26 protein-coding genes are annotated in these 26,299 nt (G+C 70.9%); 14 read left to right on the top strand and 12 right to left on the bottom strand.

Features of this window, described 5'->3' with window-relative positions:
* Positions 1–4: 4 nt before the first annotated feature.
* Positions 5–295 (bottom strand): hypothetical protein, encoded by a 291-nt coding sequence (locus ACWEVS_RS01385; protein WP_354906174.1) that lies wholly within the window; start codon positions 293–295, stop codon positions 5–7.
* 114 nt (positions 296–409) lie between these two features.
* Here ACWEVS_RS01385 and ACWEVS_RS01390 point away from each other — a divergent pair, with 114 nt between their 5' ends.
* Positions 410–844, top strand: coding sequence for a hypothetical protein (locus ACWEVS_RS01390; protein ID WP_449920167.1), 435 nt, complete (start codon positions 410–412; stop codon positions 842–844).
* Positions 841–1,977 (top strand): WXG100 family type VII secretion target, encoded by a 1,137-nt coding sequence (locus tag ACWEVS_RS01395; protein WP_452549402.1) that lies wholly within the window; start codon positions 841–843, stop codon positions 1,975–1,977. The genes ACWEVS_RS01390 and ACWEVS_RS01395 overlap by 4 nt, the downstream gene beginning before the upstream one ends.
* Here ACWEVS_RS01395 and ACWEVS_RS01400 read toward each other — a convergent pair.
* From ACWEVS_RS01400 to ACWEVS_RS01420, 5 genes are all read right to left on the bottom strand, one after another.
* The gene (locus tag ACWEVS_RS01400) at positions 1,974–2,888 is read right to left on the bottom strand and encodes a hypothetical protein (RefSeq protein WP_449920163.1); all 915 of its coding nucleotides are present in this window, start codon (positions 2,886–2,888) and stop codon (positions 1,974–1,976) included. The two genes, ACWEVS_RS01395 and ACWEVS_RS01400, sit on opposite strands and share 4 nt — an antisense overlap.
* 41 nt (positions 2,889–2,929) lie before the next feature.
* Positions 2,930–3,307 carry a hypothetical protein gene (locus ACWEVS_RS01405; RefSeq protein WP_449920162.1) on the bottom strand — a complete coding sequence of 126 codons (378 nt, stop codon included), beginning with the start codon at positions 3,305–3,307 and terminating at the stop codon, positions 2,930–2,932.
* A gap of 105 nt (positions 3,308–3,412) precedes the next feature.
* Entirely contained in the window at positions 3,413–5,596 is a 2,184-nt protein-coding gene (locus ACWEVS_RS01410) for a protein kinase domain-containing protein (protein ID WP_452549404.1), read from the bottom strand.
* A 108-nt stretch (positions 5,597–5,704) separates the two neighbouring features.
* Complete coding sequence (mycP, locus tag ACWEVS_RS01415) at positions 5,705–6,841, bottom strand: type VII secretion-associated serine protease mycosin (protein WP_452549406.1); 1,137 nt, start codon at positions 6,839–6,841, stop codon at positions 5,705–5,707.
* A gap of 214 nt (positions 6,842–7,055) precedes the next feature.
* The gene (locus tag ACWEVS_RS01420; protein WP_452549408.1) at positions 7,056–7,328 is read right to left on the bottom strand and encodes a WXG100 family type VII secretion target; all 273 of its coding nucleotides are present in this window, start codon (positions 7,326–7,328) and stop codon (positions 7,056–7,058) included.
* 122 nt (positions 7,329–7,450) lie between these two features.
* Here ACWEVS_RS01420 and ACWEVS_RS01425 point away from each other — a divergent pair, with 122 nt between their 5' ends.
* The 4 genes from ACWEVS_RS01425 to ACWEVS_RS01440 all read left to right on the top strand — a co-directional run bounded on the left by ACWEVS_RS01425 (position 7,451) and on the right by ACWEVS_RS01440 (position 12,557).
* Positions 7,451–8,176 carry an SDR family oxidoreductase gene (locus tag ACWEVS_RS01425; protein ID WP_354906182.1) on the top strand — a complete coding sequence of 242 codons (726 nt, stop codon included), beginning with the start codon at positions 7,451–7,453 and terminating at the stop codon, positions 8,174–8,176.
* Positions 8,177–8,223: 47 nt separating this feature from the next.
* Positions 8,224–9,969: an acetyl/propionyl/methylcrotonyl-CoA carboxylase subunit alpha gene (locus ACWEVS_RS01430; protein WP_452549410.1), complete on the top strand. Its 1,746-nt coding sequence runs from the start codon at positions 8,224–8,226 to the stop codon at positions 9,967–9,969.
* A gap of 72 nt (positions 9,970–10,041) precedes the next feature.
* Positions 10,042–11,433 carry a hypothetical protein gene (locus ACWEVS_RS01435; RefSeq protein ID WP_449920152.1) on the top strand — a complete coding sequence of 464 codons (1,392 nt, stop codon included), beginning with the start codon at positions 10,042–10,044 and terminating at the stop codon, positions 11,431–11,433.
* A gap of 164 nt (positions 11,434–11,597) precedes the next feature.
* Positions 11,598–12,557 (top strand): pentapeptide repeat-containing protein, encoded by a 960-nt coding sequence (locus ACWEVS_RS01440; protein WP_452549412.1) that lies wholly within the window; start codon positions 11,598–11,600, stop codon positions 12,555–12,557.
* Between the two features lie 40 nt (positions 12,558–12,597).
* On the opposite strand, the gene ACWEVS_RS01445 is transcribed toward ACWEVS_RS01440, so the two are convergent.
* Complete coding sequence (locus ACWEVS_RS01445) at positions 12,598–13,992, bottom strand: NAD(P)H-quinone dehydrogenase (RefSeq protein ID WP_449920148.1); 1,395 nt, start codon at positions 13,990–13,992, stop codon at positions 12,598–12,600.
* A 58-nt stretch (positions 13,993–14,050) separates the two neighbouring features.
* Here ACWEVS_RS01445 and ACWEVS_RS01450 point away from each other — a divergent pair, with 58 nt between their 5' ends.
* Positions 14,051–14,503, top strand: coding sequence for a gamma-glutamylcyclotransferase (locus tag ACWEVS_RS01450; protein WP_354906187.1), 453 nt, complete (start codon positions 14,051–14,053; stop codon positions 14,501–14,503).
* On the opposite strand, the gene ACWEVS_RS01455 is transcribed toward ACWEVS_RS01450, so the two are convergent.
* Positions 14,504–15,805 (bottom strand): MFS transporter, encoded by a 1,302-nt coding sequence (locus ACWEVS_RS01455; protein WP_452549414.1) that lies wholly within the window; start codon positions 15,803–15,805, stop codon positions 14,504–14,506.
* A 109-nt stretch (positions 15,806–15,914) separates the two neighbouring features.
* On the opposite strand from ACWEVS_RS01455, the gene ACWEVS_RS01460 reads away from it, so the two are divergent.
* From ACWEVS_RS01460 to ACWEVS_RS01475, 4 genes are read left to right on the top strand one after another with little or no spacing between them, the layout of a single operon-like run.
* Entirely contained in the window at positions 15,915–16,880 is a 966-nt protein-coding gene (locus tag ACWEVS_RS01460; RefSeq protein WP_354906190.1) for an Lrp/AsnC family transcriptional regulator, read from the top strand.
* The gene (locus tag ACWEVS_RS01465) at positions 16,877–18,181 is read left to right on the top strand and encodes a M20/M25/M40 family metallo-hydrolase (RefSeq protein ID WP_449920143.1); all 1,305 of its coding nucleotides are present in this window, start codon (positions 16,877–16,879) and stop codon (positions 18,179–18,181) included. The genes ACWEVS_RS01460 and ACWEVS_RS01465 overlap by 4 nt, the downstream gene beginning before the upstream one ends.
* A gap of 1 nt (position 18,182) precedes the next feature.
* Positions 18,183–18,977: a purine-nucleoside phosphorylase gene (locus tag ACWEVS_RS01470; protein ID WP_354906193.1), complete on the top strand. Its 795-nt coding sequence runs from the start codon at positions 18,183–18,185 to the stop codon at positions 18,975–18,977.
* The gene (locus ACWEVS_RS01475) at positions 18,974–20,587 is read left to right on the top strand and encodes a phospho-sugar mutase (RefSeq protein ID WP_449920140.1); all 1,614 of its coding nucleotides are present in this window, start codon (positions 18,974–18,976) and stop codon (positions 20,585–20,587) included. The genes ACWEVS_RS01470 and ACWEVS_RS01475 overlap by 4 nt, the downstream gene beginning before the upstream one ends.
* A gap of 4 nt (positions 20,588–20,591) precedes the next feature.
* Here ACWEVS_RS01475 and ACWEVS_RS01480 read toward each other — a convergent pair whose 3' ends face one another.
* The 3 genes from ACWEVS_RS01480 to ACWEVS_RS01490 all read right to left on the bottom strand — a co-directional run bounded on the left by ACWEVS_RS01480 (position 20,592) and on the right by ACWEVS_RS01490 (position 23,170).
* The gene (locus ACWEVS_RS01480) at positions 20,592–21,410 is read right to left on the bottom strand and encodes a MerR family transcriptional regulator (RefSeq protein WP_452549416.1); all 819 of its coding nucleotides are present in this window, start codon (positions 21,408–21,410) and stop codon (positions 20,592–20,594) included.
* 87 nt (positions 21,411–21,497) lie between these two features.
* Positions 21,498–22,103, bottom strand: coding sequence for a PH domain-containing protein (locus tag ACWEVS_RS01485; protein WP_452549418.1), 606 nt, complete (start codon positions 22,101–22,103; stop codon positions 21,498–21,500).
* On the bottom strand, positions 22,100–23,170 hold the full coding sequence (locus tag ACWEVS_RS01490) for an adenosine deaminase (protein WP_354906200.1): 1,071 nt from the start codon (positions 23,168–23,170) through the stop codon (positions 22,100–22,102). The genes ACWEVS_RS01485 and ACWEVS_RS01490 overlap by 4 nt, the downstream gene beginning before the upstream one ends.
* A 79-nt stretch (positions 23,171–23,249) precedes the next feature.
* On the opposite strand from ACWEVS_RS01490, the gene ACWEVS_RS01495 reads away from it, so the two are divergent.
* From ACWEVS_RS01495 to ACWEVS_RS01505, 3 genes are all read left to right on the top strand, one after another.
* Positions 23,250–23,567, top strand: coding sequence for an ArsR/SmtB family transcription factor (locus ACWEVS_RS01495; RefSeq protein WP_449920134.1), 318 nt, complete (start codon positions 23,250–23,252; stop codon positions 23,565–23,567).
* Positions 23,564–23,776 carry a hypothetical protein gene (locus ACWEVS_RS01500; protein WP_449920131.1) on the top strand — a complete coding sequence of 71 codons (213 nt, stop codon included), beginning with the start codon at positions 23,564–23,566 and terminating at the stop codon, positions 23,774–23,776. Before ACWEVS_RS01495 ends, ACWEVS_RS01500 begins: the two co-directional genes overlap by 4 nt.
* Before the next feature lie 121 nt (positions 23,777–23,897).
* Positions 23,898–26,027, top strand: coding sequence for an MMPL family transporter (locus ACWEVS_RS01505; RefSeq protein WP_452549419.1), 2,130 nt, complete (start codon positions 23,898–23,900; stop codon positions 26,025–26,027).
* On the opposite strand, the gene ACWEVS_RS01510 is transcribed toward ACWEVS_RS01505, so the two are convergent.
* Positions 25,943–26,296: a cupin domain-containing protein gene (locus tag ACWEVS_RS01510; RefSeq protein WP_379570950.1), complete on the bottom strand. Its 354-nt coding sequence runs from the start codon at positions 26,294–26,296 to the stop codon at positions 25,943–25,945. The genes ACWEVS_RS01505 and ACWEVS_RS01510 overlap by 85 nt on opposite strands.
* Positions 26,297–26,299 lie beyond the last annotated feature (3 nt).

The raw sequence follows: 26,299 nt of genomic DNA on the forward strand, positions 1-26,299 counted from the left end.
GCGATCAGGCCTCGGGCCGCTCGGCCGTCTCGTAGGTGTGCGAGGTGCCCTTCAGCCCGTCGCCGGAGCGCTCCACCTCGTCGGCGTAGTTCTTGAGGGCGTCGAGGATGCCGTCGCGCATCGCGGGGTAGGCCTTCTCCACCTCGGCTCCGTACCGGTCGTGACCCATCGGACGGCCGGCCTCGGCGAAGGCGGCCAGCACCTTGTCCCTGACGTCCCTGATGAACGCGGCCTCCTCCCTCGCGTCGGAGCCGCGTCGCCTGACACTGTTCCAACGAACGGTGAAGCCTGTCACACCAGCCCCATCGACCACATAAGACTCATTAGCGGGCAATACTGCCAGACTCTCGACGAAGCCGGTCGAGAATTCCGCACAGGTCCTCGTCCCGCCGCGAGCTCGCCCGGTCAGGTGCGCACGACGATCGGCTCGGGCTCGTCCGCGGGGACGACCTCGGACAACGGCTTCTCTGCGCGAATGTTGACGAAACTCCCTGACCGCTATGCTCGATCTTGTCCAGATACGCATCTCGGGGAGGCGCAGCCGGTGGCGGGTCTCGATGTCTACTTCCAAGCCTTGGACGAATGCGCCGGTGTCGCGGCGAACGCGGCCAAGGTGCTCATTCCCGCCGACATTCTGCCCGACAAGACGCCGCCGCCCAGCAAGGTGACCGACGCCGACATCTTCGGCAAGTACGACAACTCGCAGAACCTGGCGGCGGACATCGACGCCATCTGGCGCGACCACATCACCGGCGAACTCGGCGAGGCGAGGGAGAAGCTGGGGGGCGTCGAGCGCGCCCTCGACAAGGTGCAGGCGAACATCCGCGCGGCCGACCAGCCATGAGCGACGAGAGCGTTCCCGGCCTGGCCAAGCTCGACGCGCTGGTGACCAAGGTCACCTGCGACCCAGGGGCGATCCGCACGATGGCCTCGCAATGGCGGACGATCGCCAGTGAGGCCCTGGACGAGACCGGCAAGCTCGGCAAGGCCGTCGTGGAAGTGGGCCGGGTGTGGCACGGCGATTCGGCGACCTCCTTCCAGTCGTACATGGAGGGCTACGGCAAGGCCGGCGACGGGATGCACGACGCGCTGGCGGGCTGCGCCAACGCCGTGGAGGCGGCGGCCGGTGTGCTCGAGACCGTGGAGGGCAAGGTCAGGTGGATCCGCGAGGACCTCGTCATCCGCGCGGGCGAGTACAGGCGCGACTGGGCCAAGCTGAACCCCGACGACCCGGACGGCGTGACCAAGGGGTTGACGGACATGGGAACCAAGGCGGTGGCCGATGCCGAGAGCGAGGTCACGAAGGCGAACACCGCCGTCAACGACGCCAGGACCGCCATCGGCAACGCCCTGAAGCTGCGCAAGGAGACGTTCAAGAACATCAAGAACCCGCTCGAGCGTGACTTCGTCCCCGGCAACGGGACCAAGACACAGTGGACGCGCACCGACCTGAGCCGGACCACCGACCTCGCGGGCGCCGGCACGACGGGCGGCGGGGGCGCGGGCGGCAGCGGTGGCGGTGGCGGCTACGGCGGAGGTGGCGTCTCCTCGGCGGGTGACGTGCCCGCGCCGCGCGCCCAGGTGGTCGAGTGGATCAAGGAGGCGTTGCGGGTCATCAGATCGGAGGAGATGGCCGGCATCATGCGCAGGCGCGGCATCGACGTGAGCGACCTCGACCCCAACGACCCCAAGGACATCGAGCGGATCTGGACGATCATCCACCACGAGTCCGGCGGCAACCCGAGCGCGATCAACAACTGGGACATCAACGCCCGCAACGGCGTGCCCTCACAGGGGCTCATGCAGACGATCCCGCCCACCTTCGACACCCACAGCCTGCCGGGCCACAAGCGGATCCTGGAGCCGGTCGACAACATCATCGCCGGCGTCCTCTACACCTACCAGCGCTACGGCGACCTGGCCCACCATCCGGGCATCGCGTCCCTGGAGCGGGGCGGCGGCTACCGGCCGTACTAGCGGCCGGGCAGCCAGCCGGGCGGGAAGATCAGCGCGCGCAGCCCGTGTCCCTCGATCTTGCCCGCCCACTCCTCGGGCGTGGTGGCGATCGGGCCGTCCGTGCCGTCGGACAGGTTGTAGGTGGGGGTGTAGCCGAGGCCGGAGCCGGCCAGCCTGGCGTACAACTCGGTGAGACGGCTGGACGGCAGGTTCCGCAGAGGGAACTTGGCGGCGTCGTAACCCAGGACATAACCAGTGTTGCCCGCCCAGATCCGCATGAACTCGGCGCCGTTCTCCTTCGCCGAGCCGACCGGCTGGCCGTGGGCGAGGTTGACCATGGCCTTGATGCCGACGGAACCACCGGCGTAGGCGATGCCGTCCACCGTCGCGTAGACGAGAGTGGTCAGCGCGTACGAGGGGAACCCCGCGCTGAAGATCTTGGCCGCGTTCGCCCCGAAGAGGGCCTTGAGCAGCCGCGCCGTCTTGATCAGCTTGACGATCCTGACGGTGGCCACGGCGTACAGCCACGTGGTCATCGGCTGGAACATGACCATCCACACCATCTGCAGCAGGTCGTTCTCGACCTCGGCGAAGCGGCGGCGCACATCGTCGACGATCTTGGCGTAGGCCGTGCAGACCATCGCCACGACCCGCAGGTCGGCCACGAAAGCGGCGGGCAGCGGCCTGATGTTGGTGTTGTAGACGGTGGAGAAAGAGTCGATCCCGGCGCCCGTGTTGTCCTTGACCACCGAGGCGTAGGCCTGGTCGGCCCGGTAGGCGAGCCCGCTCTTCGGGTCGTCGCCTCCGTCGATCGCGTCGGCGAGCTCGTCGAAGATCTGCGCGGCGCGGCGCAGCTTGTCCGGCGAGGCCTCGGGGGCGACGACTCCCGCCCACACGCGCAGGCCCACCAGCGTGCCTGCGGTGCCTGCCATGAACGTCATCATCAGGCGGTTGACGGGAAAGGCGGCGGCGATCACGGCATCGGGCCCTTCGGCATGAAGCCCTGCAGGTCCGGCAGCTCGTAGACGGGGACGTCCTGGACCGTCATGTCGTCGGCGCTGGCCCAGTCGGCCACCGCCACGTTGTCCCGCATGATGGACAGCTTGTCGCCGACGTCGCCGTAGGCCAGCCCGAACTGGCCGAGCAGCTTCATCATCTCCACGCGCTTGGGCGCGTACCACTCGGCGAACTTCCGATCCGACTCCTCCTCGATCGGCCAGTTGCCGAGCTCCTCCAGTTCCCTGACGGCGTGGTTCACGGCCGCGACGAAGTCGGCGCCGATGTCGCGGAAGGTGGTTGCGGCGACGGTGTGCTGGGATAAGTCCGCGTCCAGCTGTGGCGGCTCGCTCATAGGATCTCCCAGGAAATGAATCGGGCGGATCACGCCTTTCGGCCATGATCCGCCCGGTTCATTTCGCAGAAGTCGAGCTCTGGTTACTTACGTGTATCAGGCGGCTCACCCGCAGTTGGCGAAACCGGAGCTGGTGCTGCCCTGGTCCGTGCTGCCGGAGAACTTCACGCAGCTGCCCTTCCCGTACGCCTTGGCGACCGCGTAGTACTTGTACGAGCCGCTGTCGGTGACGGGAGACTTGCCCTGAACCTCCAGGGTCGCGCTGACGCTGGTCAGCTGACCGATCTTGGCGGTCTTCATGGTGACCACACAGTTGTAGCCGGTGCTGTCGCTGTACAGCTGGTAGGTCGTGCCACCGGCGAAGCTCGCCTGACGCTGGACGTAGAACCCGCCGCCGCCGCAGGCCTGGGCCGGCGTGTACGGGTTGGTCGTCTCGGCGGGTGGCTCCGAAGGCTTGGTCGGCGTCGGCTGGGGCTCGGCGGGCTTGGTCGGCGTCGCCGTGGGCTTGGGCTCCGCCGGCTTGGTCACCGTCACCGTGGGCTGGGGCTCCGCCGGCTTGGTCACGGTCACCGTCGGCCTCGGCTCGGTGGGCCTGGGGTCGGCCGTCCTCGTCTCCGTCGGCTTCGGCTCCGGCGTCCTGCTCGGCGGCTCCTCCGTGCGGGTCGGCGTCGGCGTCGGGTCCTGCTGCGGCGGCCGCCGGTCCTCGGTGGGTGTCGGCGTCGGACGCTCGTCCGCCGGCGGCTCGGGCTCGCCCTCCTTTGTCTTGGTGGGCTTGTGCTCGGGCTTGTCCTCCCGCTTGTCCTCGCGCTTGTCCTCGGCCTTGCGCGTGGGCTCGACCGTCACCGTCACCGCCGGGCTGGGCACGGGAGCGACCGTCTGGGGCGGCACGGCGATGTTCTGGGTCGGCACGGGCGCCGGCGAGCTGACCGAGGTCAGCTCCGGCTCGGGCAGCGGGCTGTTCGGGTCGTCGGTCGGCAGCTCGAACGGCATGACGTCCGTCGAGTCCGGCGCCGGCGTCTTGGCCCACGGCACCGCCACCTTGCCCTGGCCCTGACCCTGGCCCTGGCCCTGCTGCGTGCCCTGCGGCTGGGGCTGCGGCTGCCCGACCCCGTTACCGGAGGTGGTGACCGCGCTCTCGCCGTTCGGGCTCGGTACGGCGTCGGCGGGCTGCCTGCCCTCGGCCGCCACCGCGGTGATGGTCTGCGTGCCCGCGTACCGGTTGGCACCCCACAGCCCGACCGCGGAGATCGTCACGACCGCCGCCATCGCGGCGACCAGACCCACGGGGAACGGCCTGCGGTTCGGCGGCGGCGCCTGCGCCGGCACCGAGACGACAGGGTGCGGGCCCTGCGGCGGCGCGGGCTGCTCCGGCGCCTCGGCCGGCGGCGGGCCCCACGCCTGGGGCGCGGCCGGCACGGGCGGTGCCGCGGCGGGCTCGGGCTCGGGCGTCCGGTACATCGGCAGCCTGAGCGTGCCCTCCAGGGGCGGCGCGGGGTCGGGGACGACCACCGCGGGCAGGGGCGCGCCCGCCACGAGCTTGTCGGCGTTCTTGTCCCCCAGGAGCTGCAGCAGCGCGGTGTAGGTGGTCGGCCGCTTGGCGACCTCCTTCGACAGCGCCGACACCACGACCCTGCGCAGCGGCTGGGGCAGCGGGCCCACGTCGGGCTTCTCGTTCAGCACGGCCTGCGTCTCGTGCTCGAACGGCGCCCGCCCCGTGGCCGCGTACACCACGGTCGCCGCCCACGAGAAGACGTCGGACGGCGGGCCGTACCGCAGCTCCTTCAGCTGCTCGGGCGAGCGGTAACCGAGCTCGCCGGCGGGCTCGCCGATGGCCGCGTCGGTCACGCGCGGGCCGTCCGCGCTGAGGATGACGTTGTGCGGGGTGAGGCCCCTGTGGGTGACCCCCGCCAGATGCGCTGAGGTCAGCGCGGTGAGCACGCCGACGGCGACCCGCTCGAGCGCGTCATCCGTGAGCGGGCCTTCTTCTTCGACGGTCTCCGCCAGCGTGCGGCCCTCGATGTGCTCGCGCACCACGTACGGCGTGCCGTCCTCGACTCCCACGTCGAACACGCGGGCCACGTAGGCGCTGGAGATCCGCTTGACGCTGCGCAACCGGTCGAGGGTCTCGCTGTCTTCCGCGGACTCGCCGGTCAGCGGCTTGATGGCGCGCAGTTCTCCGTCATCGGACTCGCGCCCAAGGTAGACCACGCCGCGCGGGCCCTCGCCCAGCCGTCCGACGATGGCGTAGTCACCGAAGCGCTCCGGGTCTCCCAGCGACAAGGCGTCCATGATCCACCTTTCAACGACAAATCATGATCGGAGCACATTGAACCAAATTTGCCCCACCCGTAACGATAGTTTCGCCGCAGATCCTGACAGTTCACCGTCAAGTCGTAATCAATTCGGCCGGCCGGCTCGCCAGCGCCTGGCTCTGCCCAACGGCATGACCAGCCGCACGGCCATGATCGCGCCCGCGAGTGCCAGCGCCGACGCCGCCACGATCGCGGCCACCGTGATCACCCGTCCGTCGACCGGGGGCACCTTCGCCACGGCGTCCTTCGGCAGCGGCGGCGGCAGCGGAGGGGCCAGCTCCACCTGCTCGGCCGGCAGCACCGCCGTGACGGCCAGCAACGGGTTGACGATGCCCGCTCCCGTGCCGACGCCGAGCGCGCCGTCCGCGGTCACCTCGATGCGCCGCCGTACCTGCTCCTGGGTGAGGCCGGGGTAACGAGAGCGCACCAGCGCGGCCACCCCGGCCACGTACGGCGCGGCGAAACTGGTCCCGTCGAGCCCCTCCATCAGGAGCCCGTCGGGCCACGTACTGGTGACGTCCTGGCCCGGCGCCATGACATCGACCTTGGACTCGGTGTTGGAGAAGTCGGAACGCTGGCCCTGCGCCGACACCGAACCCACCGACAGCACACCCTCGTAGGCGGCGGGGTACTCCTTGCTGTCCTTCTCCTTGGGGTCGGAGTTGCCCGCGGCTGCCACGATCACGACGTCCTTGTCGAGGGCGTAGTAGACCGCCGCCCTCAGGTCCGGCTGGTCGGTGGTCTGAGTGGAGATGTTGATCACTTTGACGCCCATGTCGGCCGCGTCCTTGATGGTCCGGACGAGGACGCCGACGTCGCCGGTCTTCTTGTTGGTCTGCTTGAGCGACACGAGCCTGACGTCGGGGGCCACGCCGTAGAAGGGGAAGTCGCCGCGGTAGCGGCCGGCGATGATGCCCGCCACCGCGGTGCCGTGGCCCACGCAGTCGCCGTTGCCCGTGCCGCTGTAGTCGATCTCCTTGCGGAGCGGGATCAGCGGATGCCGCGCGACGCCGCTGTCGATCACCGCGACCGTGACGTTCGCGCCCCTGGTGAGATGCCAGACCCTTCGCGGGTCGAGGCGGGTCAGCGCCCACGGTGTGCCGATCTCGGTCAGGCCCTCGTCCAGCCTCTCCTCGCATCTGGCAGGGGCGGCCTGGGCGGCGACCGGCACGAGCGTGAACGTCATCGCCACGCTGAGCGCGAAAAGGACCCTTCCGATCACGGAGTCAGAGCCTAGCCTGCCCCTTTTGCCGCGCTGTAGCCGTTTCCGGCAGAACCGGCGAAGACCCTCCAGGAAAAACCGGAAAGACCCCCGCCCGCGCACAGGAACGCCCCTGAAAGCGCCCCTGAAAACGCTCCGCGAGAAGGCCCTGGAGAAGGCCCCGGCCCGGCAGTCACCTGTCCGCCGGGCCGGAGTGTCCGAGAGGGCAGCGGGGTCAGCGGGTGGCCGACTCGATGTTGCCGCGATAGGTGTTGATCATCCGAGCCGCCTCCTGCAGCTCCTCCGACATCCGCTGGAACGCGGCCCGGTAGTTCTGCCACGCCCCGCCGAACCGCTCGGCCCCCGGCCCCGTCCAGGCGGTGCCGACCTTGGCCGCCTCCCGGTCCAGCACCGCCATCGTGCTGCGCACCGCCTCGGCCTGCTGGGTGAACTGGGTGGCCATCTGCTGCATCTCCGCAGGGTTGCCACCGAGCAAGTTGTGCGTCATACGCTCCTCCAGGATCGACCGACGGGCGCCCTCACGATAGGCATCCGGCCCCGCCGTCGCCCTCCGTTATGCCGAGCGGCTATGGTCCTCCAGAGGATTGTTCGGATATAAGGGGGACAACCATGCGCGAGGTCGTGGTCACCGGCGGCGGAACCGGCATCGGCTACGCCATCGCGGCCGCGTTCGCCGCCCAGGGCGACAGGGTCACCATCACCGGTCGCCGTGAGCACGTGCTGAAGGAGGCCGCCGAGAGGCTCGGGGGCGGCGCCTCCTACGTCGCCTTCAACGCCGCCAGCCCCGTCGCCGTGCAGGAGGCGCTGCCGCACCTGCCCAGCACCGTCGACGTGCTGGTCAACAACGCGGGCGGCAACACCAACCTCGACAGGCAGAAGCGCGAGGACGACCTGATGGACCTGGCGGAGGCCTGGTGGGCCAACCTCAACGCCAACCTGCTGTCGGCGGTCCTGGTCACCACCGCCCTCCTGCCCCGCCTGGTCAAGGGCGGCAGGATCATCTCGCTCGGCTCCATCGCGGCGCGCGGCACCGGCTCAGGCTCGTACGGCGCGGCCAAGGCCGCCCTCGAGTCGTGGACCGCCGACCTGGCGGCGGAGCTGGGCTCCAGGGGCACCGCCAACGTCGTGGCCCCTGGGCTGGTCCTCGACACCGAGTTCTTCCGCGGCCGGCTGACCCCCGAGGGCGTCAGGCACCGGGTGGACAGCACCCGCAACGGCCGCGCGGGCACCCCTGACGACATCGCGCAGACGGTGCTCTTCCTCGCCTCCCCCGGCGCGGGCCACTTCACCGGGCAGGTCCTCCATGTGAACGGTGGCGCGTACCTGGGCAGGTGACCGCCCCTAGACTCCTTTGCAGGCCGGTGGAGAAAGGAAAGACGTCGGTGCGGAAAGTTCTGATCGCCAACCGTGGCGAGATCGCCGTCCGGATCGCCAGGGCGTGTGAGGACGCCGGCCTGGCCAGCGTCGCCGTCTACGCCGAGCAGGATCTCGACGCGCTCCACGTCAAGGTCGCCGGAGAGGCCCACGCGCTGGGCGGCCAGTCACCCGCCGAGACCTACCTCGACATCGACAAGCTGCTGCGCGTCGCCGCCGAGACCGGCGCGGACGCCGTCCATCCCGGCTACGGCTTCCTCGCCGAGAACGCCGCCTTCGCCCAGGCCGTCATCGACGCCGGGCTGGTCTGGATCGGCCCGCCGCCGGCCGCCATCGCCGCGCTCGGCGACAAGGTGCAGGCCAGGCACATCGCGCAGAAGGTCGGCGCGCCCCTGGTCGCGGGCACCAAGGACCCGGTCGCGGGCGTCGAGGAGGTCGTCGCGTTCGCCGAGGAGCACGGCCTGCCCATCGCGATCAAGGCCGCGTACGGCGGCGGCGGCCGCGGCCTCAAGGTCGCCAGGACCCTCGAGGAGATCCCCGACCTGTACGACTCGGCGGTCCGCGAGGCCGTCACGGCGTTCGGCCGCGGCGAGTGCTTCGTCGAGCGCTACCTCGACCGCCCGCGCCACGTCGAGACCCAGTGCCTGGCCGACTCCCACGGCAACGTCGTCGTGGTCAGCACCCGCGACTGCTCGCTGCAGCGGCGCCACCAGAAGCTCGTCGAGGAGGCGCCCGCGCCGTTCCTGTCCGAGGAGCAGGCCGAGCTGCTCTACAGCAGCTCCAAGGCGATCCTGCGCGAGGCCGGCTACGTCGGCGCCGGCACCTGCGAGTTCCTCGTCGGCCAGGACGGCACGATCTCCTTCCTCGAGGTCAACACCCGCCTCCAGGTCGAGCACCCGGTCACCGAGGAGGTCGCGGGCGTCGACCTGGTGCGCGAGATGTTCCGCGTCGCCGCCGGCGAGGCGATCGGCTACGACGACCCGGTCCTGCGCGGCCACTCGATCGAGTTCCGGATCAACGCCGAGGATCCGGGCAGGAACTTCCTGCCCGCGCCCGGCACGCTGACCGCCATGCGCGCCCCCGCCGGGCCCGGCGTGCGGCTCGACGCGGGCTACGAGGCCGGGATGACCGTTCCGCAGACGTTCGACTCGCTGATCGCCAAGCTGATCGTCACGGGCCGTACCCGCAAGGAGGCCCTCGAACGCTCGCGCCGCGCCCTCGCCGAGTTCGAGATCGACGGCATGCCGACCGTGCTGCCCTTCCACCGAGCGGTGGTGCACGACCCCGCCTTCACGGCCGAGCCGTTCTCCGTCCACACCCGGTGGATCGAGACCGAGTGGGCGGGCGGCATCCCGCCGTACGAGGGGGCCGCCGAGGTCGCCGAGCCGGCCGCCAGGGAGACGGTGACCGTGGAGGTCGGGGGCAAGCGCCTGGAGGTCGTACTGCCCGCCGGGTTGGCCTCAGGGAGCCGCGCGCCGGCCGCGAACAAGCCGGCGCGGCGTGCCGCCGGCGGCGCCAAGAAGGCGGCGGCGAGCGGCGACGCGCTGGTCAGCCCCATGCAGGGCACGATCGTCAAGATCGTGGCCGCCGACGGCGACAGCGTGGCGGAGGGCGACACGGTGGTGGTGCTCGAGGCGATGAAGATGGAGCAGCCGCTCGCCGCCCACAAGTCCGGCACGATCACCGGCCTGGCCGCCACCGTGGGGCAGACCGTCACCGCGGGCGCCACCATCTGCGAGATCAAGGACGCATAGCGGGTAGTTTCGCAGAAGAGGAACTTTGCCAACCGCTCATTCGTCCTGAAGGACGAAGGAGGCTTGCTGCCCATGACCCATCCGCTGCGCCGGACGACGGCCGCGATCGCGGCTCTGATCGCCGGTCTGTTCGCTGTCTTCGCGTTTTCGCCCGCCGCGCACGCCGCGGCTCCACCCGACGCCGACACGGTGGTTTCCTACTGGAAGAACCAGAAGGACCGGCTGTACGTCGGCTCCGGCGCCACCCTGACGTCGGACCAGCAGGCGGAGATCCGCTCCACGCTGAAGGACGCCGGCACGCCCGTCTACGTGGCCGCCTTCCCCGACGGCACCGTCACCGACCCCGCCGCCTACCTTCCCGCCCTCGGCAACGGGCTGAAGTCCGCGGGCAAGACGGGCAAGTACGCGGTCGCGGTGCTCGACGGCAACTCGCTGCTCGCCGCGGCCAACTTCGGTAAGCGCGGGCTGGCCGGCCAGCTCGCCAACCTCTCGACGAGCAGCAACGACGACGTCGTCACCGGCATGAGCGACTTCGTCAACCGCGTCAACGCGGCCGCTCAGGGCAAGTCCTCCGCTCTCGACTCGGGCAGCTCCGCCGGCTCCGGCGGTTCGGGCACGGGCGCGCTGATCGGCATCGGCGTGCTGGCTCTCGCCGGCGGTGGCGGCTACTTCCTGTACTCCAAGAACCGCAAGAAGAAGCTCGCCGCGCAGCGCGCCGCCGAGCTGGCCGCGGTCAAGACGACCGTCGAGGAGGACGTCACCAAGTTCGGTGAGGAGATCACCGTGCTCGACACCGACGTCAAGCTCGCCGGCCAGGGCGGCCAGAACATCACCGAGTGGCAGACCGCCCTCGACTCCTACGAGAAGGCCAAGACGCAGCTCGCCGCGGTGACGCAGGCCGAGCAGGTCCGCGACGTCACCACGACGCTCGAGGACGGCCGCTACGCGCTGGCCGTGGTGAAGGCCAAGGTCAACAACCAGCCCGTGCCCGAGCGGCGGGCGCCCTGTTTCTTCAACCCGCAGCACGGCCCCTCGGTGCGCGACGTGCGCTGGGCCCCGCCCGGCGGCGCCCCGCGCGACGTGCCCGCCTGCGCGGCCGACGCCATGGCGGTGGAGAGCGGCTACGACCCGCAGACCCGCCAGGTCATGGTCAACGGCCAGTACCGGCCGTACTACGACGCGGGTCCCGCCTACCAGCCCTACGCCTACGGCTACTACGGCGGTTTCGGCGACATCATGACCATGATGTTCGTCGGCACCATGATGGGCAGCCTGCTCGGCGGCGGCTGGGGTTACGGCGGCTACGGCGCCGGCTACGCCGAGGGCTACTCCGACGCGAGCGGCGGCGACTTCGGTGGCGGAGGTGACTTCGGCGGTGGCGGCGACTTCGGCGGTGGCGGCGGCTGGAGTGACTTCGGCGGCGGCGACTTCGGTGGTGGCGACTTCGGCGGCGGCGACTGGTGACAGGCTCCGCCTCCTGATCTGACAGCGAAGGCCCCCGGTGAACGTCACCGGGGGCTTTCGCGTGCACGGCCGGGCTCGCCGCGCGCGGACGGGGGTCCGCTTTGTAAAGTAGGGGCAAAACCACCCGCCTGGCAGACCTCGGGGCCAGTGTCTAGGAGGCCCTGTTGCGCCGTCTGATCGCCCTCGCCTTATGCGCCGCCGTGGCTCCGGTGCCCGTTCTCGCGCTGGCGCCGGCTGCTCCCGCGCTCGCCCAGGCGGGGCCGTGCCGTCCCGGCGACCGGGTGAACCTGCGCGGAGCCGACTTCACCAAGGGCCGCGCGCTGCCCTCGACGCTGCGCTGCGCCGACCTGACGCGCGCCAAGCTCGACGGCGTCGACCTCGCCCAGAAGGACCTGACGGGGGCGATCCTGCGGCGGGCCTCGCTGAAGCAGGCCGACTTCACCCAGGTCACCGCCAAGTACACCGACTTCAGGGAGGCCGACCTGAGCGAGGCCGACCTGGGTCAGATGCACGCCGACTACGCCGACCTGCGGAACGCGATCCTCGTGGACGTGGGCGCCACCCAGGCGCAGTTCCCGCGAGCGAACCTGAGCGGCGCCAGGCTCACCAGGGCCGTGCTCGGCCAGTCGAACCTCACGCTGGCCAAGCTGGTCGGCGCCGACCTCGCCGACGCCAAGCTCGGTCAGGCCAACGCCCGCAAGGCGGACTTCACGAAGGCGAAGCTGCACGAGGCCGAGCTCATCTCGATCGAGGCGCCGAACGCCGTCTTCCGCGACGCCGACCTGCGCGAGGCGCGTTTCAGCTCCGCCGAGATGGACGGGGCCGTCCTGCGCGGCGCCAACGTCCAGGACGCCGACTTCACCTTCGCCGACGACCTCGACCTGACAGGCGCCACCGGCAGGCCGAAGACGCTTCCCGAGGGCGTGAAGGGCTACTCCACGGCGGCGCCGTCGCCGACCCCCGAGGAGCAGAGCGCCATGCGCCTGGACGTCGAATCGCAGCCGCAGGCGGGGCCCAGGATCTCCGTCGGGCTCGTGCTGGTGGTCGTCGGCTCTCTCGGGCTGGCCGTCACCCTCACCCTCTGGGCGAGCGCCGCCCGGCGCCCGCGCGCCTACCGCGCCTGACCACACCCGCTCGCCGGACGCCCGCCGGACGGCCCGGGTGTCAGATGCCGATCGCGGCGGTCGGCTGCATCAGCCTGCGCGCCGCCTCGGTGATCGACCCGGACAGCGACGGGTAGACCGCGAAGGTGTGGGCGAGCTGGTCGACCGTGAGCCGCTGCTGCACCGCGACGGACACCGCGAGGATCAGCTCGGAGGCCCTGGGCGCCACCACGACGCCGCCGAGCACGATCCCGGTGTGCGGGCGGCAGAAGAGCTTGACGAAGCCGTCGTTGAAGCCCTGCATCTTCGCCCGGGCGTTGGTCGACAGCGGCAGCTTGACGACGTTGGCCTCGATCTCCCCCGCCTCGATCTGCTTCTGCGACACGCCGACGGAGGCGATCTCGGGATCGGTGAAGATGTTGGAGGCGACGGTCGCCAGCCGCAGCGGCTGCACCGCCTCGCCGAGCGCGTGCCAGACGGCGATGCGGCCCTGCATGGCCGCGACGGAGGCCAGCATGAGCACGCCCGTGCAGTCGCCCGCGGCGTACACGCCGGGAGCGGAGGTCCGCGACACCTTGTCGACCTGGATGAACCCGCCCCGGTCGAGGGTCACGCCCGCCTCCTCGAGCCCGAGTCCTGAGGTGTTGGGGACCATGCCGACCGTCATCAGAGCGTGGGTGCCCTCGGCGGTGCGCCCGTCCTCCAGCGTGACCACGACGCCGTCGGCGGTGCGCTTGACGGACGCGGCGCGGGAGCGGCCCATGACGTTCATGCCGCGCCGCCGGTAGACCTCTTCGAGGGCCTCGGCCGCGTCGGCGTCCTCGTTGGGCATCATGCGGTCGCGGGAGGAGACCAGCGTGACCTCGGAGCCGAGCGAGCGGTAGGCACCGGCGAACTCGGCCCCCGTGACACCGGAGCCGACCACGATGAGGTGCTCGGGCAGCTCGTCGAGGTCGTAGAGCTGCCGCCAGGTGAGGATGCGCTCGCCGTCGGGCTCGGCGCCCGGCAGGATGCGGGGGGTGGCGCCCGTCGCCACGATCACCACGTCGGCCCTGATCGTCCGGTCACCCGCGCGCACGACCTGCGGGTCGACCAGGCGCCCGCGAGCCTTGACGATCTCGACGCCCTCGGCGGCGACCCGTGTCCCGATGTCGGCCGACTGCGCCTGCGCCAGCTCCTTGACCCGCTTGTTGACCAGCGGCATGTCGACTTCGGCCGCCCCGACGTCACCGTCGGAGCCGCCGCTGTAGTGGACGCCCAGGGACGGCGCGTCGAGCAGCGCCTGCTTGCGGACCGAGGTCGCGATCAGGGTCTTGGACGGCACGCAGTCGGTCAGCACGCACGCGCCGCCGGGGCCGTCCTCTTCGACCATCGTGACTTGTGCGCCGAGTTGCGCGGCCACGAGGGCCGCTTCGTAGCCACCTGGTCCGCCACCGATGATCACGATCCTTGTCACGTGTCCTATTGTCCCGCATCTCGCAACCCGCCGACGAACGGGGCTACCCTTGGTGGCTGTGCCTGTCTACGCCGCCTATGGCTCCAACATGGACCCGAAGCAGATGGCCGTGCGCGCCCCCCACTCACCGATGCGCGGCGTCGGCTGGTTGCAGGGCTGGCGCCTGACGTTCGGCGGGGAGGACATCGGCTGGGAGGGCGCGCTCTCCACGATCGTGGAAGATCCCGAGGAGCACGTCTTCGTCGTCCTCTACGACGTGCCCGAGTGGGACGAGAACTCCCTCGACCAGTGGGAGGGCGCCGCCGGCGGCCTCTACCACAAGGTGCGGCTGCGGGTGCAGACGCTCGACGGTGAGGTCGTCGCCTGGTTCTACGTCCTCGACAGCTACGAGGGCGGCCTGCCCTCCGCCCGCTACCTCGGCATCCTGGCCGACGCGGCGGAGAAGGCAGGCGCCCCCGACGACTACGTGAAGGACCTGCGCGGCAGGCCCTGCACGTCGCTGGGCGGCTAGCTAGGACAGCGGCTGGTCCTTGGTCTCCTTCAGCGCGAAGACGTAGACCAGGGTCGACACCAACGCCAGGGCCGACATGTACCAGGGGAACAGTGCCGAGTTGCCGGCGTCCTTCAGCGCGGTGCCGATCAGCGGCGCCGTACCGCCGAAGATGGCGACGGTCAGCGAGTACGGGAAGCCCGCGCCCGAGGCCCGCACGCGTGTCGGGAAGAGCTCGGAGTTCACCGCGGCCGAGATCGAGGTGAAGCAGCCGAGGAAGACCATGCCGATGAGCTGGATGGTCAGCAGGCTGGCGAAGGAGTTCGACAGCGCGCTGAGCAGCGGCACCGGCAGCAGGGTGAAGGCCAGGCCGAAGGCGATGAGCATCGGCCTGCGGCCGATCCGGTCCGACAGCATGCCGAGCACGGGCTGCAGCACCATGAAGAACAGCAGCGAGATCGTGCCGACCTGCAGGGACATGGCCTTGTCGAAGCCGACGTTCTGCTGGGCGTAGGTGGGCAGGAAGGTGGTCCAGGTGTAGTAGGCGACGGTGCCGGCGACAGTGATGCCGACGATCAGGGCGGCCTTGCTCGGGTAGCGGGTCAGGAACTCGAAGAGCTTGGGCCGTTCGGCCCTGCCCTCCTGGATCTCCTGCGCCACGGCGGAGGTCTCGTCGGCGCCCTTGCGGATCCACAGGCCGACCAGGCTGATGACGGCGCCGATGAGGAACGGGATGCGCCAGCCGTAGGCGTCCATGTCCTCCTTGACCAGCATGGTCGCCAGCAGGGCGGCCAGGCCGGAGGCGAGGAGCTGGCCGATGGTGGTGCTGACGTACTGGAAGCTGGAGAACAGGCCTCTGCGGCCCGGAGGGGCCGACTCGACCAGGAACGTCGTGGCGGCGGCGAACTCGCCGCCGACCGACAGGCCCTGGATGAGCCTGGCGAGGGTCAGGATGATCGGCGCCAGCACGCCCGCGGCCGTGTAGGTCGGGGTGACGGCCAGCAGGAGCGAGCCGCCGCCCATGAGCACGATCGTGAACGTCATCGCGGCCTTGCGGCCGAACCTGTCAGCGAAGGAGCCGACCAGCAGGCCGCCGAGCGGTCGCATGAAGAAGCCCACAGCGAAGATCGCGAACGCGCTCAGCACGGGGACGAGAGGGTTGTCGTTCTTGGGGAAGACCTGCTCGGAGAAGTACACGGCCAGGAAGCTGTAGGCGTACCAGTCGTACCACTCGACCACGTTGCCGACGTTGGCCGCCAGGAGCTGGCGGCCGCGGCTTCGGGGGATGCCGAGTGGCGAATGCTCAAGGGAGGGGGTTGCCACTGGGGCTCCTTTGCTTCGCGTGCGGGGATGGCTTACTGTGCATCCGGACGACCGAAACAGTCAAATATCTCGCCACATATTTACAAACCCGACATGGAGACAGCCCGAGGTGGACGTTCTCGACCGGCGCCTGGTCGCCGCGCTGCAGGTCAGCCCTCGCGCGTCGTGGGGTGAGATCGGCAGGGCGGTGGGCGAACACGAGCGCACGGTCGCCCGGCGGCTCCAACGGCTGATCGCCGAGGGCGCGGTGCAAGTCACCGCGATCTACGACGACCTGCGCTCCGGCCACGGCCGTCCGGTCCACCTGCACGTCCAGGTACGGCCCGGCACCGCGGCCGCGGTCGCCGACGCCCTGGCGAGCAGGCCCGACACGCGTTCGGTCTACTCGGTGACCGGCGCGGCCGACATCGGCGCCGAGCTCGTCGCCCCCAGCAGGACCGCGCTGCACGAGATCCTCAACGTCGAGGTGCACGGCATCGACGGCGTCGCGGGCACCCAGACGCAGGTGGTGCTGCACACCTTCCGCACGGTGGCCGAGTGGCACGCGCCGTACCTCACCGAGCAGGAGGTGGCGCTGCTGCGTCCCCCGTCGCCGCCGGTGGAGCTGCCCGACCACGACGGGCTGTCCCCGCTGGAGAGCGAGGTGGCCGAGCTGCTGGTCAGCGACGGCCGGATCGGGTTCACCGCGATCGCCGACGAGCTGGGCGTCTCGGTGCCGACCGCCCGGCGCCGGGTCGCCTCGCTGCTGGAGCGGCGGCTGCTGATGCTGCGAGCGGAGGTCGAGCCCTCGCTGCTGGGCCTGGACGTCGAGGCGCAGCTGTGGCTGCGGGTCCGCCCGCACGGCCTCGACCAGGTCGGTGAGCGGCTCACCGGCGACCCCGGGGTCCGTTACTGCGCGGCCACCTCGGGCACCTACACCATGCTCGTCCAGGTGGCGGTCGCTCACGAGGCCGACCTCTACCGGTTCCTGACGGAGGTCGTCGGCCCGCTGGACGACGTCACCGACGTCAACGTCACCCTCATCACCCGCGCCTACAAGCGCGGATTCCTGCGCAAGAGCCTGGAGTACTCATGACCCCCGCCGAACTGGAAGTCGCCGAGCTGACCGCCGAGCTGATCCGCGTGGACAGCAGCAACTACGGCGACGGGAGCGGACCCGGCGAGCGCGCCGCCGCCGAGGTCGTCATGGCCCGGCTGGCCGAGGTCGGCGTCGAGGCCCACTACAGCGAGAGCGCTCCCGGCCGGGGCAACGTGGTCACCAGGATCGAGGGCACCGACCCGTCCCTGCCCGCCCTGCTGGTCCACGGGCACCTGGACGTGGTGCCGGCCAACGCCGCCGACTGGAGCGTCGACCCGTTCGCCGGCGAGGTCCGCGACGGCTACATCTGGGGCCGCGGCGCGGTCGACATGAAGGACATGGACGCGATGATGCTGGCCGTCCTGCGCCAGATGGTCCGCGAGGGCCGGCGGCCCAGGCGTGACCTGGTCTTCGCGTGGGTGGCCGACGAGGAGGCGGGCGGTGTCTACGGCGCCAAGTACCTCACCGCCAACCACCGGGACCTGTTCGACGGCGTGACCGAGTCGATCAGCGAGGTGGGCGGCTACTCGCTGGAGGTCGACCCGTCGCTGCGGCTCTACCTCATCGAGACGGCGCAGAAGGGCCTGGCCTGGATGCGGCTGGTCGCCGACGGCACGGCCGGCCACGGCTCCATGCTCAACGCCGACAACGCGGTGACCGAGGTGGCCAAGGCGGTGGCGCGGCTGGGCGGCCACGAGTGGCCGATCACGCTCACTCCGACCGTGCGGCGGTTCCTGACCGAGGTGTCCGAGGCGTTCGGCCTGCCGTTCGACCCCGAGGACCCGGGTCCCGTCCTGGACAGGCTGGGCCCGCTGGTCCGCTTCGTCGGCGCGACACTGCACCACACGACCAACCCGACGATGCTGGGGGCGGGCTACAAGGCCAACGTCATCCCCGGCCAGGCGAGCGCGGTCGTGGACGGTCGCTTCCTGCCCGGCTACGAGGACGACTTCTTCAAGACCGTCGACGAGCTGCTCGGCCCGAACGTGCGCCGCGAGTTCGTGCAGCACGACATCGCGTTGGAGACGACGTTCGACGGCGCGCTGGTCGAGGCGATGATCGCGGCGCTGAAGGCGGAGGACCCGACCGCGCGGGCGGTGCCGTACTGCATGTCGGGCGGCACCGACAACAAGACCTTCTTCGCCGACCTGGGGGTGCGCGGGTTCGGGTTCGTTCCGCTGCGTCTGCCGAAGGACATGGACTTCGCGGCGATGTTCCACGGTGTGGATGAGCGTGTCCCGGTTGAGTCGCTCCAGTTCGGAGTGCGGGTGCTTGACCGGCTCCTCCTAAACTACTGAGATGACCTATGTGCACGCCCAGGAGGCCGCCGCCGCGCTGAGGAAGGCCACCGGGCTCGACGTTTTCGACGTGGCGCTCGTGATGGGATCGGGCTGGGTGCCCGCCGCGGACGCGATCGGCGACACGCTCGTCGAGCTGCCGGTGACCGACCTGCCGGGCTTCGCCCCGCCCGCCGTGGCCGGCCACGCCGGGAAGATCCGCGTCGTGCGCACCCCCTCCGGGCGCCACGCGCTGATCTTCCTCGGCCGCACCCACCTGTACGAGGGCCTCGGCGTCGAGCCGGTCGTCCACGGCGTGCGCACGGCATTGGCGGCCGGGGTGCGCACGGTGGTGCTCACCAACGCGGCCGGCGGGCTGCGGCCCGAGACCCAGAACGTCGGCGACCCGGTTCTGATCAGCGACCACATCAACCTGACCGGTGCCAACCCGCTGACCGGCGCCACCTTCATCGACCTCACCGAGGTCTACTCCGTGCGGCTGCGTACGCTGGCCCGGGAGGTCGACCCGTCGTTGGCGGAGGGCGTCTACGTCGCCTTCCGCGGCCCGACCTACGAGACGCCGGCCGAGATCAGGATGCTGCGCACGCTCGGCGGCGACATGGTCGGCATGTCCACGGTCCTGGAGGCCATCGCGGCGCGCGAGGGCGGCGCGGAGGTGCTGGGCATCTCGCTGGTCACCAACCCCGGCGCCGGCCTGGTCGGCGAGCCGCTCAACCACGAGGAGGTCCTCGAGGTCGGCCGCGCCACGGCGGCGCGGATGGGCGTGCTGCTGGCCAAGGTGGTCGACAAACTGTGAAGCTGAGGGACCAGGCGCTGGCCTGGCTCGCCCAGGATCCTGACCCCGAGACCAGGGCGGAGCTGGAGAGCCTGCTCGACGATCCCGCGGCGCTCACCGACCGTTTCGGCGCCAAGCTCGAGTTCGGTACGGCCGGCCTGCGCGGCGAGCTCGGCGCCGGCCCGAACCGGATGAACCGCGTCACCGTGATGCGCGCCGCGGCCGGCCTGGCCGCCGTGCTCGGCCCCGGCAAGCACGTGGTCATCGGCTACGACGCCCGCCACAAGTCCGACGTCTTCGCCAGGGACACCGCTGCCGTGCTGGCGGGCGCCGGGCTGCGCGCCTCGCTGCTGCCCGAGCCGCTGCCCACGCCCGTGCTCGCCTTCGCCGTACGGCATCTGGGCGCCGACGCGGGTGTGACGGTCACGGCGAGCCACAACCCGCCCCGCGACAACGGCTACAAGGTCTACTGGGGTGACGGGTCGCAGATCGTCCCGCCGGTGGACGGCTGGATCTCGGCCGCGATCGACGCGGCCGCCCCCGTCGGCTCCTTGCCGCTCGGCGAGGGCGAGGTGCTCGACGCGACCGTCGTCGAGGCCTATCTGGCGGCGCTCGCCGAGCTGCCGCTGGGCGAGGCGCGTGACCTGCGCGTCGCGTACACGCCGATGCACGGGGTGGGCCACCGGACGCTTGTCAGCGCCTTCCGCGGGACCGGCTTCGACGAGCCTGCGACGGTCGCCGAGCAGCGCGACCCCGACCCTGACTTCCCCACCGTGGCCTTCCCCAACCCGGAGGAGCCCGGCGCGATGGACCTCGCGCTGGATCTGGCCGCGAAGATCGAGGCCGACCTGGTGCTGGCCAACGACCCCGACGCCGACCGCTGCGCGGTGGGCGTGCCGCTCGCCGGCGGCGGGTTCAGGATGCTGACGGGCGACGAGGTGGGCGCGCTGCTCGGCGAGCACGTGATCACGCACACCCGCGGCGACCGGCTGGTGGCCACCACGATCGTGTCCTCGACGCTGCTCGGCAAGATCGCCGAGGCGCACGGCGTGCGGTACGCCGAGACGCTCACCGGGTTCAAGTGGATCATGCGGGCTGGTGAGGGGCTGGTCTACGGCTACGAGGAGGCGCTCGGCCACAGCGTCGGCGGCGAGCACGGCCTGCCCGTCCACGACAAGGACGGGATCGGCGCCGCGCTCACGGTCGCCGGCATCGCCGCCACGGCCAAGCGCGCCGGGCGCACGCTGCTCGACCTGCTCGACGAGCAGGCCAGACGGTACGGCCTGCACGCCACGTCGCAGCTGTCCTTCCGCGTGGCGGACCTGGCGCTCATCGGCGGCGCCATGGCACGGTTGCGCGCGACACCGCCGGCGACGCTGGGCGGCAGGACCGTGGAGTCGTGGGACGACCTGGCGGCGGGCGAGGGCGGGCTGCCGCCGACCGACGGCCTGCGTTACCACCTGGCGGGGGGCGCCCGGGTGGTCGTGCGGCCCTCGGGCACCGAGCCGAAGCTCAAGTGCTACCTGGAGGTCGTCGTCCCCGTGACGGGCGAGGTCGCCGACGCCCGCGCCGAGGCGGCGGCGGACCTGGAGACGCTCAAGGCGGACCTGCGCTCGGTCCTGGCGCTGTGAGGCGTCAGGTCTTCGCGATCTCCATCTGCAGCTCGTGCACCCACTCGTCCATGTCGGGCGGGCAGTGCAGGGAGACCTCGCGGGCCAGGCCGAGCGCCTGGTAGCCGTTCTCCTCGACCCAGTGGGCGAGCGTCTGGAAGGTCGGGCCGACGTTCTCCATCGGCCCCCGGTGGATGATGGTCGCGACCGTCTCGATGCCGGGCAGGTCCACGACCTCGAAGTCGTGGACCTCGCCCGCGTCGAGGTTGACGGGGAACGTCGCGTGCACCGTCACCGAGCCGTCCTCCTCGGCCAGGTAGTAGGCGATGCCGGGCCCCTGCATCGGCACGCCGGCCGCACCGAGGCGTTCGCGGATCTGCCGGTAGAGCGGCTTGATGACGGGGCCGATGTCCTCGGTGTCGTAACTGGCCGCCCGCGCGCTGAGCTGCGCCACCCTGACCGGCGCCACCTTCTTGACCACGACGTCGTCGGCGCTCATGGCGCCCTCCTTCTCGATGGCGCGGAGCCTCGCCTCCACCCCGCGCAGCCTGGCCAGGTCGGCGCTGATCTGCGCCGCCAGCTGGGCGCGGCGCAGCCGTACCATGCCGTGCAGTTCCTCGGTGCTCACCCTGTCGTCGAGGATCGAGCCCACCTGCTCCAGGGTGAAGCCGAGATCCTTGAGCGCGACGACGCGGTTGAGCCTGGCCAGCTGCCCGGCCTGGTAGGAGCGGTAGCCGGTGACCGGGTCGACGTGCGCGGGGCGTAGCAGGCCGATGGCGTCGTAGTGGCGCAGCATCCGCACCGACACGAGGCCGAGCCTGGCGAAGTCTCCGATGCTGAACATGGCTGCTCCAGGTGTAGGGCCTCACACCGTGTCAGGGTCAACCCGCGACGTCCGGTCAGCCCGCGACGTCAGGTCAACCCGCGGCGGTCAGAGCAGGATGGCGACCACGACCAGGACCAGCGCGGCCGCGCAGGCCGCGAGCGCGTCGGGCGCCCAGACCGCGCGGACCTGGCCGGGCGCCGCGCCGCGCCGCTTGGCGCTCTCGGCGCGCTCGGTGATCTGCTCGGCCACCCAGTCGGCGTGCGTCCGGCCCGCCATGGCCTGCTGGGCGGCCTGCTCCCCCTTGGACAGGACGGGCTCGGTCTGGAAGCGCCCGCGCTGCCGGCGGGGGGCGCCGCGGCGACCGGCCTTGGCCCGCTCCCTCGCCGAGGCCTGCGGTGTCCACGCGCGCAGCACGTCGTCGCCGTGGGTGATGCTGATGGTGTGGGAGACGTGCACGTCGTCGATCGCCGGCCACGGCAGGAACGTGGTGCGCAGCGGGTTGCGCACCCGCAGCCCGTCCTCCACGAGGATCGTGGCGGGACGCAACGCCGTGACGTAGACGACGGCGGTCAGCACGCCCAGCACCGCCGCCGCCACGAGTGACGACTTGCCGCTGTAGCGGACGATCAGGTCGACGGCGTTGAACGCCACGAACGCCAGCCAGATCCAGCTGAGGACGAAGGCGGTCGCCGAGCGGTAGGTCTGTTTCATGCCTGCCACTTGAGCTGCGCGAACCCCGGCTTGATGACGCCGTTGATGAGCGAGAGCCGCTCGTCGAAGGGCAGGAAGGCCGACTTCATCGCGTTGACCGTGAACCACTGCAGGTCGTCCCAGCCGTAGCCGAACGCCTCGACCAGCTTGGCGAACTCCTGGGAGACCGTGGTGGAGCTCATCAGCCGGTTGTCGGTGTTGACCGTCACCCGGAAGTGGAGGCTGCGCAGCAGCCCGATCGGGTGCTCGGCGATCGAGGCGGCGGCCCCCGTCTGCAGGTTGGAGGTCGGGCACATCTCCAGCGGGATGCGCTTGTCGCGGACGTAGGCGGCCAGCCGGCCGAGCTTGGCGGTGCCGTCGCCGGCCACCGAGATGTCGTCGATGATCCGCACGCCGTGGCCGAGCCGGTCAGCGCCGCACCACTGGATGGCCTGCCAGATCGACGGCAGGCCGAACGCCTCGCCGGCGTGAATGGTGAAGTGAGCGTTCTCCCGCTGGAGGTATTCGAACGCGTCGAGGTGCCGGGTGGGCGGGTAGCCGGCCTCGGCGCCGGCGATGTCGAAGCCCACCACGCCGACGTCGCGGTAGCGGACGGCGAGCTCGGCGATCTCCATCGAGCGCGCCTGGTGGCGCATCGCGGTCAGCAGGGTGCCGACCTTGATGCCGGGCACCTGCCGGAAGCCTTCGAGCACCGCCTCCACGACCTGGTCGAGACTGAGCCCCGTGGTGGTGTGCTGCTCGGGCGCGTAGCGCACCTCGGCGTAGACGACGCCGTCGGCCGCCAGGTCCTCGGCGCACTCGGCGGCCACCCTGACCAGCGACTCGCGGGTCTGCATGACCCCGACCGTGTGGTCGAAGGTCTCCAGGTAGCGCACCAGCGAACCGGAGTCGGCGGCCTCCTCGAACCACTGCCTGAGGTTGTCAGGGTCGGTGGTGGGCAGCCGGTCGTAGCCCGACTCGCGGGCCAGATCGACGATGGTCTCCGCCCGCAGGCCACCGTCGAGGTGGTCGTGCAGGAGCACCTTCGGGGCCCGGCGGATCTCGGCAAGGCTGGGTCGCTGGCTCATCTCGTCATCCTATCGCTCCCCATCCGGCATTTGACGGCCACACTTCCACATGTCAGTCTTTTCTTACAGGTGAAAGGAGATGGCGCTGACCAGTGAAGAGCTGCTGGCGGTGCTGGCCGCCGTGGGCCACCCGCTGCGCCTGCGGGTCGTGGCCGAGCTGGCAGAGGGCAGGGTGCATGTCAGCGAGCTGGCCAGGCGCCTGGGCATCTCGCGCCCGCTGCTCTACATGCACCTGGAACGCATGGAGAAGGCCGGGCTGGTCGCAGGGGAACTGGAGCTGTCCCTGGACGGCAAGGCCATGAAGCTTTACCGGCTGCTCCCCTTCGACATCCACCTGACGGCGGGGACGATCCTCGACGTGCTGCAAGCCGATGACCAGGAAGGACCGACCGCTTGAAGGAAATCATCATCCCCGGCATGGTCATGGTGACCCTCGGCGCGGTCGCCCTGGGCAGCCTGGGGTTCTACTTCAGGCTCGTACGGCAGCGCGCCGAGACGGCCGCCGAACAGCGCTACCGGGAGCTGGCCGACCAGACCAACGCCAGACTGGCCGAGCTGACCGACCGGGTGGCCGCCGTGGAACAGCTCCTGCGCAGCGTCGACTGACGCAGGACAAGCCCGGGGCGGCGAGTTGCCGCTCGCCGCCCCGGTTCAGGAAGTCGCGCGACCCACGCCGCTACGGCGTGCCTTCAACGCGCACGAACCTCCAAGGAAAGGAGAGCAGCTCATGCTGCTCGAACGCAAACCGCCGACCGTCAGAGCGGCGATGTGGAGCGCCACGCATCCGTGGCGGGCGATCGGCTGCTGGTTCCTGTTCGTGGCGCTCTGCCTGGCCCTCGGCTCGGCCGTCGGCACGAGGACCGCCACGAGCGCCGACTACCGCGTCGGCGAGGCAGGCCGTGCCGAGTCGATCGCCGAGGCCGCGGGCCTGGAGAACAGACCCGTCGAGCGGGTGCTGATCTCCGGCCCCGCCAAGGAGGCGGACGCGGCCGCCCGCGAGCTCACCGCCAGGATGGCGGCGCTGCCCGAGGTCGAGGACGTCGCCAGGCCGGTCAGGTCGGCGGACGGCGCGGCGCTCCTGGTCTCGGTCGCCATGAAGGGCGCCGAGCTGGACGGCAAGGCCAAGGTCGCCGCCCTCATCGCCCAGACAGAGGCGGTGCGCCAGGCCCATCCGGCGCTGCGCGTCGAGCAGACCGGCACGGCCTCCATCGGCAAGGGCGTGGATCAGCAGCGCGGCGCGGACCTGGCGCTGTCGGAGGCGATCACCTTCCCCGTCACGCTGGTCACGCTGCTGGTGGTGTTCGGCTCGGTGGTCATGGCGGGGGTGCCGCTCCTGCTGGCGCTCTCGTCGATCGCCGCAGCCGTCGGCCTGTCGATGCTGGTCTCGCACCTCTCGCCGGACGCGGGTGTGGGCACCAACGTCATCCTGCTGATCGGCATGGCCGTCGGCGTCGACTACACCCTGTTCTACCTCAAGCGCGAGCGCGAGGAGCGGGCGAAGGCGGGCGGCAGCCTCAGTTCGGAGGCGCTGGTCGAGCTGGCCGCCGCCACCTCGGGCAGGATGATCGTCGTCTCGGGCATCGCGGTGATCGTCTCGAGCGCGACCCTCTACCTCGCCGCCGACGTGGTCTTCTCCTCGCTGGCCACCGGCACGATCGTGGTCGTCCTCGCCGCCGTGGTCAGCTCGCTGACCGCGCTGCCCGCCCTGCTGGTGCTCATCGGGCGGCGGAGCGGGGCGCGGACGAGGAAGGTGCGTGAAGGGCGGTTGTGGAACGCCCTCCTCACACCCGCCGCCAGGCGTCCAGGGATCACGCTGGCCGTATCCACGCTGGTCATGGTGGTGCTGTCCCTGCCGCTGCTCGGCATGGAGCAGCGGGTGCTCAACAAGGACAGCCACTCGCGCGAGATCCCCGCCCTGCAGACCTACGACCGGCTGACGACGGCCTTCCCCGACCTGCGGATCCGCCACCAGGTCGTGGCCAAGGCGGCACCCGACCGGCGGGAGGAGATGGCGGCCGCCCTTCGCGAGCTGGGACGGCGGGCGCAGCACGATCCGCTGTTCACCGGGAAGCCCGTGCTCCGCGCGTCGGAGGACGGCACGGTCGCGGTGCTCGACCTGGCCGCGCCGTACCGGCTCAGTTCGGCCGAGGCGACGCGCTCGCTCGACCGCCTCAGGAGCGTCCACGTGCCCGCGACGCTCGGCGGCGTCCAGGGCGTCGAGGCGCACGTGTCAGGGGACATCGCCCGCGACGTCGACTACCTCGCCCACCAGGACGCCAAGCTGCCGCTGGTCGGCGGGGCGCTGCTGGTGGTGACCTTCGTGATGACGGTGGCGGTGTTCCGCTCGGTGGTCATCGGGGCGATCGGGATCGTGCTGAACGTGCTGTCGGCGTCCGCCTCCATGGGCGTGCTCGCGCTGGTCTTCCACACCGTCGGCTCGCGGGTGCCGCTGTTCCTGCTGGTCATCCTGTTCGGGTTGTCGATGGACTACCAGGTGTTCGTCGTCAGCAGGATCAAGGAGGCGGTCGAGCGGGGCCTGACGACCAGGGAGGCGGTCATCGACGGCGTCGCCCGCTCGGCGAGCGTCGTGACGAGCGCGGCGGTCGTGATGGTGACGGTGTTCGCCAGCTTCGTCTTCCTGCACCTGGCCGAGATGAAACAGATCGGCTTCAGCCTGGCTGTCGCCGTCCTGCTGGACGCGGTCGTGGTGCGCGTGCTGATCCTGCCCGCGGCGCTGCTGCTGCTGGGCAGGAGGAGCTGGTGGCCGGGGCCCTACTCGTCGCGGTTGGCGGTGTCGGGCGAGAACGCCGGCAGGCAGACCGCGACGTACTCGGCGCCGTCGGGCCCCACGCTGTAACGGATCTTCTCCCCCGGCTCGGACACGAACGACTGGCCCGCCGACACCTCCGTGACACCTTCGGCGTGCTCGATCACGACGGTCCCGCGCAGCACGACCGTGTACTCGGTGAACTCGGGCGTCTGCGCGGGCTCCTCCCATCCTGGCGGCGCCGTCATGTGCGCGATGGAGACGGCCTCGTCGCCGCTGTTGACGCGGCCGATGTGCTCGTCGATGACCTTGCCACCGGGAACGGGGATGCGGGTCGCCCCTTCGATCTTTCTCACCACATC

The sequence above is a fragment of the Nonomuraea sp. NPDC003754 genome (genome assembly GCF_053605785.1).

Bases quoted from the DNA above. Each gene is read 5' to 3' on its own strand.
- ACWEVS_RS01395 (WP_452549402.1), top strand. From the start codon at position 841: ATGAGCGACGAGAGCGTTCCCGGCCTGGCCAAGCTCGACGCGCTGGTG.
- ACWEVS_RS01400 (WP_449920163.1), bottom strand. From the start codon at position 2,888: ATGGCAGGCACCGCAGGCACGCTGGTGGGCCTGCGCGTGTGGGCGGGA.
- ACWEVS_RS01405 (WP_449920162.1), bottom strand. From the start codon at position 3,307: ATGAGCGAGCCGCCACAGCTGGACGCGGACTTATCCCAGCACACCGTC.
- ACWEVS_RS01410 (WP_452549404.1), bottom strand. From the start codon at position 5,596: ATGGACGCCTTGTCGCTGGGAGACCCGGAGCGCTTCGGTGACTACGCC.
- ACWEVS_RS01420 (WP_452549408.1), bottom strand. From the start codon at position 7,328: ATGACGCACAACTTGCTCGGTGGCAACCCTGCGGAGATGCAGCAGATG.
- ACWEVS_RS01425 (WP_354906182.1), top strand. From the start codon at position 7,451: ATGCGCGAGGTCGTGGTCACCGGCGGCGGAACCGGCATCGGCTACGCC.
- ACWEVS_RS01435 (WP_449920152.1), top strand. From the start codon at position 10,042: ATGACCCATCCGCTGCGCCGGACGACGGCCGCGATCGCGGCTCTGATC.
- ACWEVS_RS01465 (WP_449920143.1), top strand. From the start codon at position 16,877: ATGACCCCCGCCGAACTGGAAGTCGCCGAGCTGACCGCCGAGCTGATC.
- ACWEVS_RS01470 (WP_354906193.1), top strand. From the start codon at position 18,183: ATGACCTATGTGCACGCCCAGGAGGCCGCCGCCGCGCTGAGGAAGGCC.
- ACWEVS_RS01480 (WP_452549416.1), bottom strand. From the start codon at position 21,410: ATGTTCAGCATCGGAGACTTCGCCAGGCTCGGCCTCGTGTCGGTGCGG.
- ACWEVS_RS01485 (WP_452549418.1), bottom strand. From the start codon at position 22,103: ATGAAACAGACCTACCGCTCGGCGACCGCCTTCGTCCTCAGCTGGATC.
- ACWEVS_RS01490 (WP_354906200.1), bottom strand. From the start codon at position 23,170: ATGAGCCAGCGACCCAGCCTTGCCGAGATCCGCCGGGCCCCGAAGGTG.
- ACWEVS_RS01495 (WP_449920134.1), top strand. From the start codon at position 23,250: ATGGCGCTGACCAGTGAAGAGCTGCTGGCGGTGCTGGCCGCCGTGGGC.
- ACWEVS_RS01505 (WP_452549419.1), top strand. From the start codon at position 23,898: ATGCTGCTCGAACGCAAACCGCCGACCGTCAGAGCGGCGATGTGGAGC.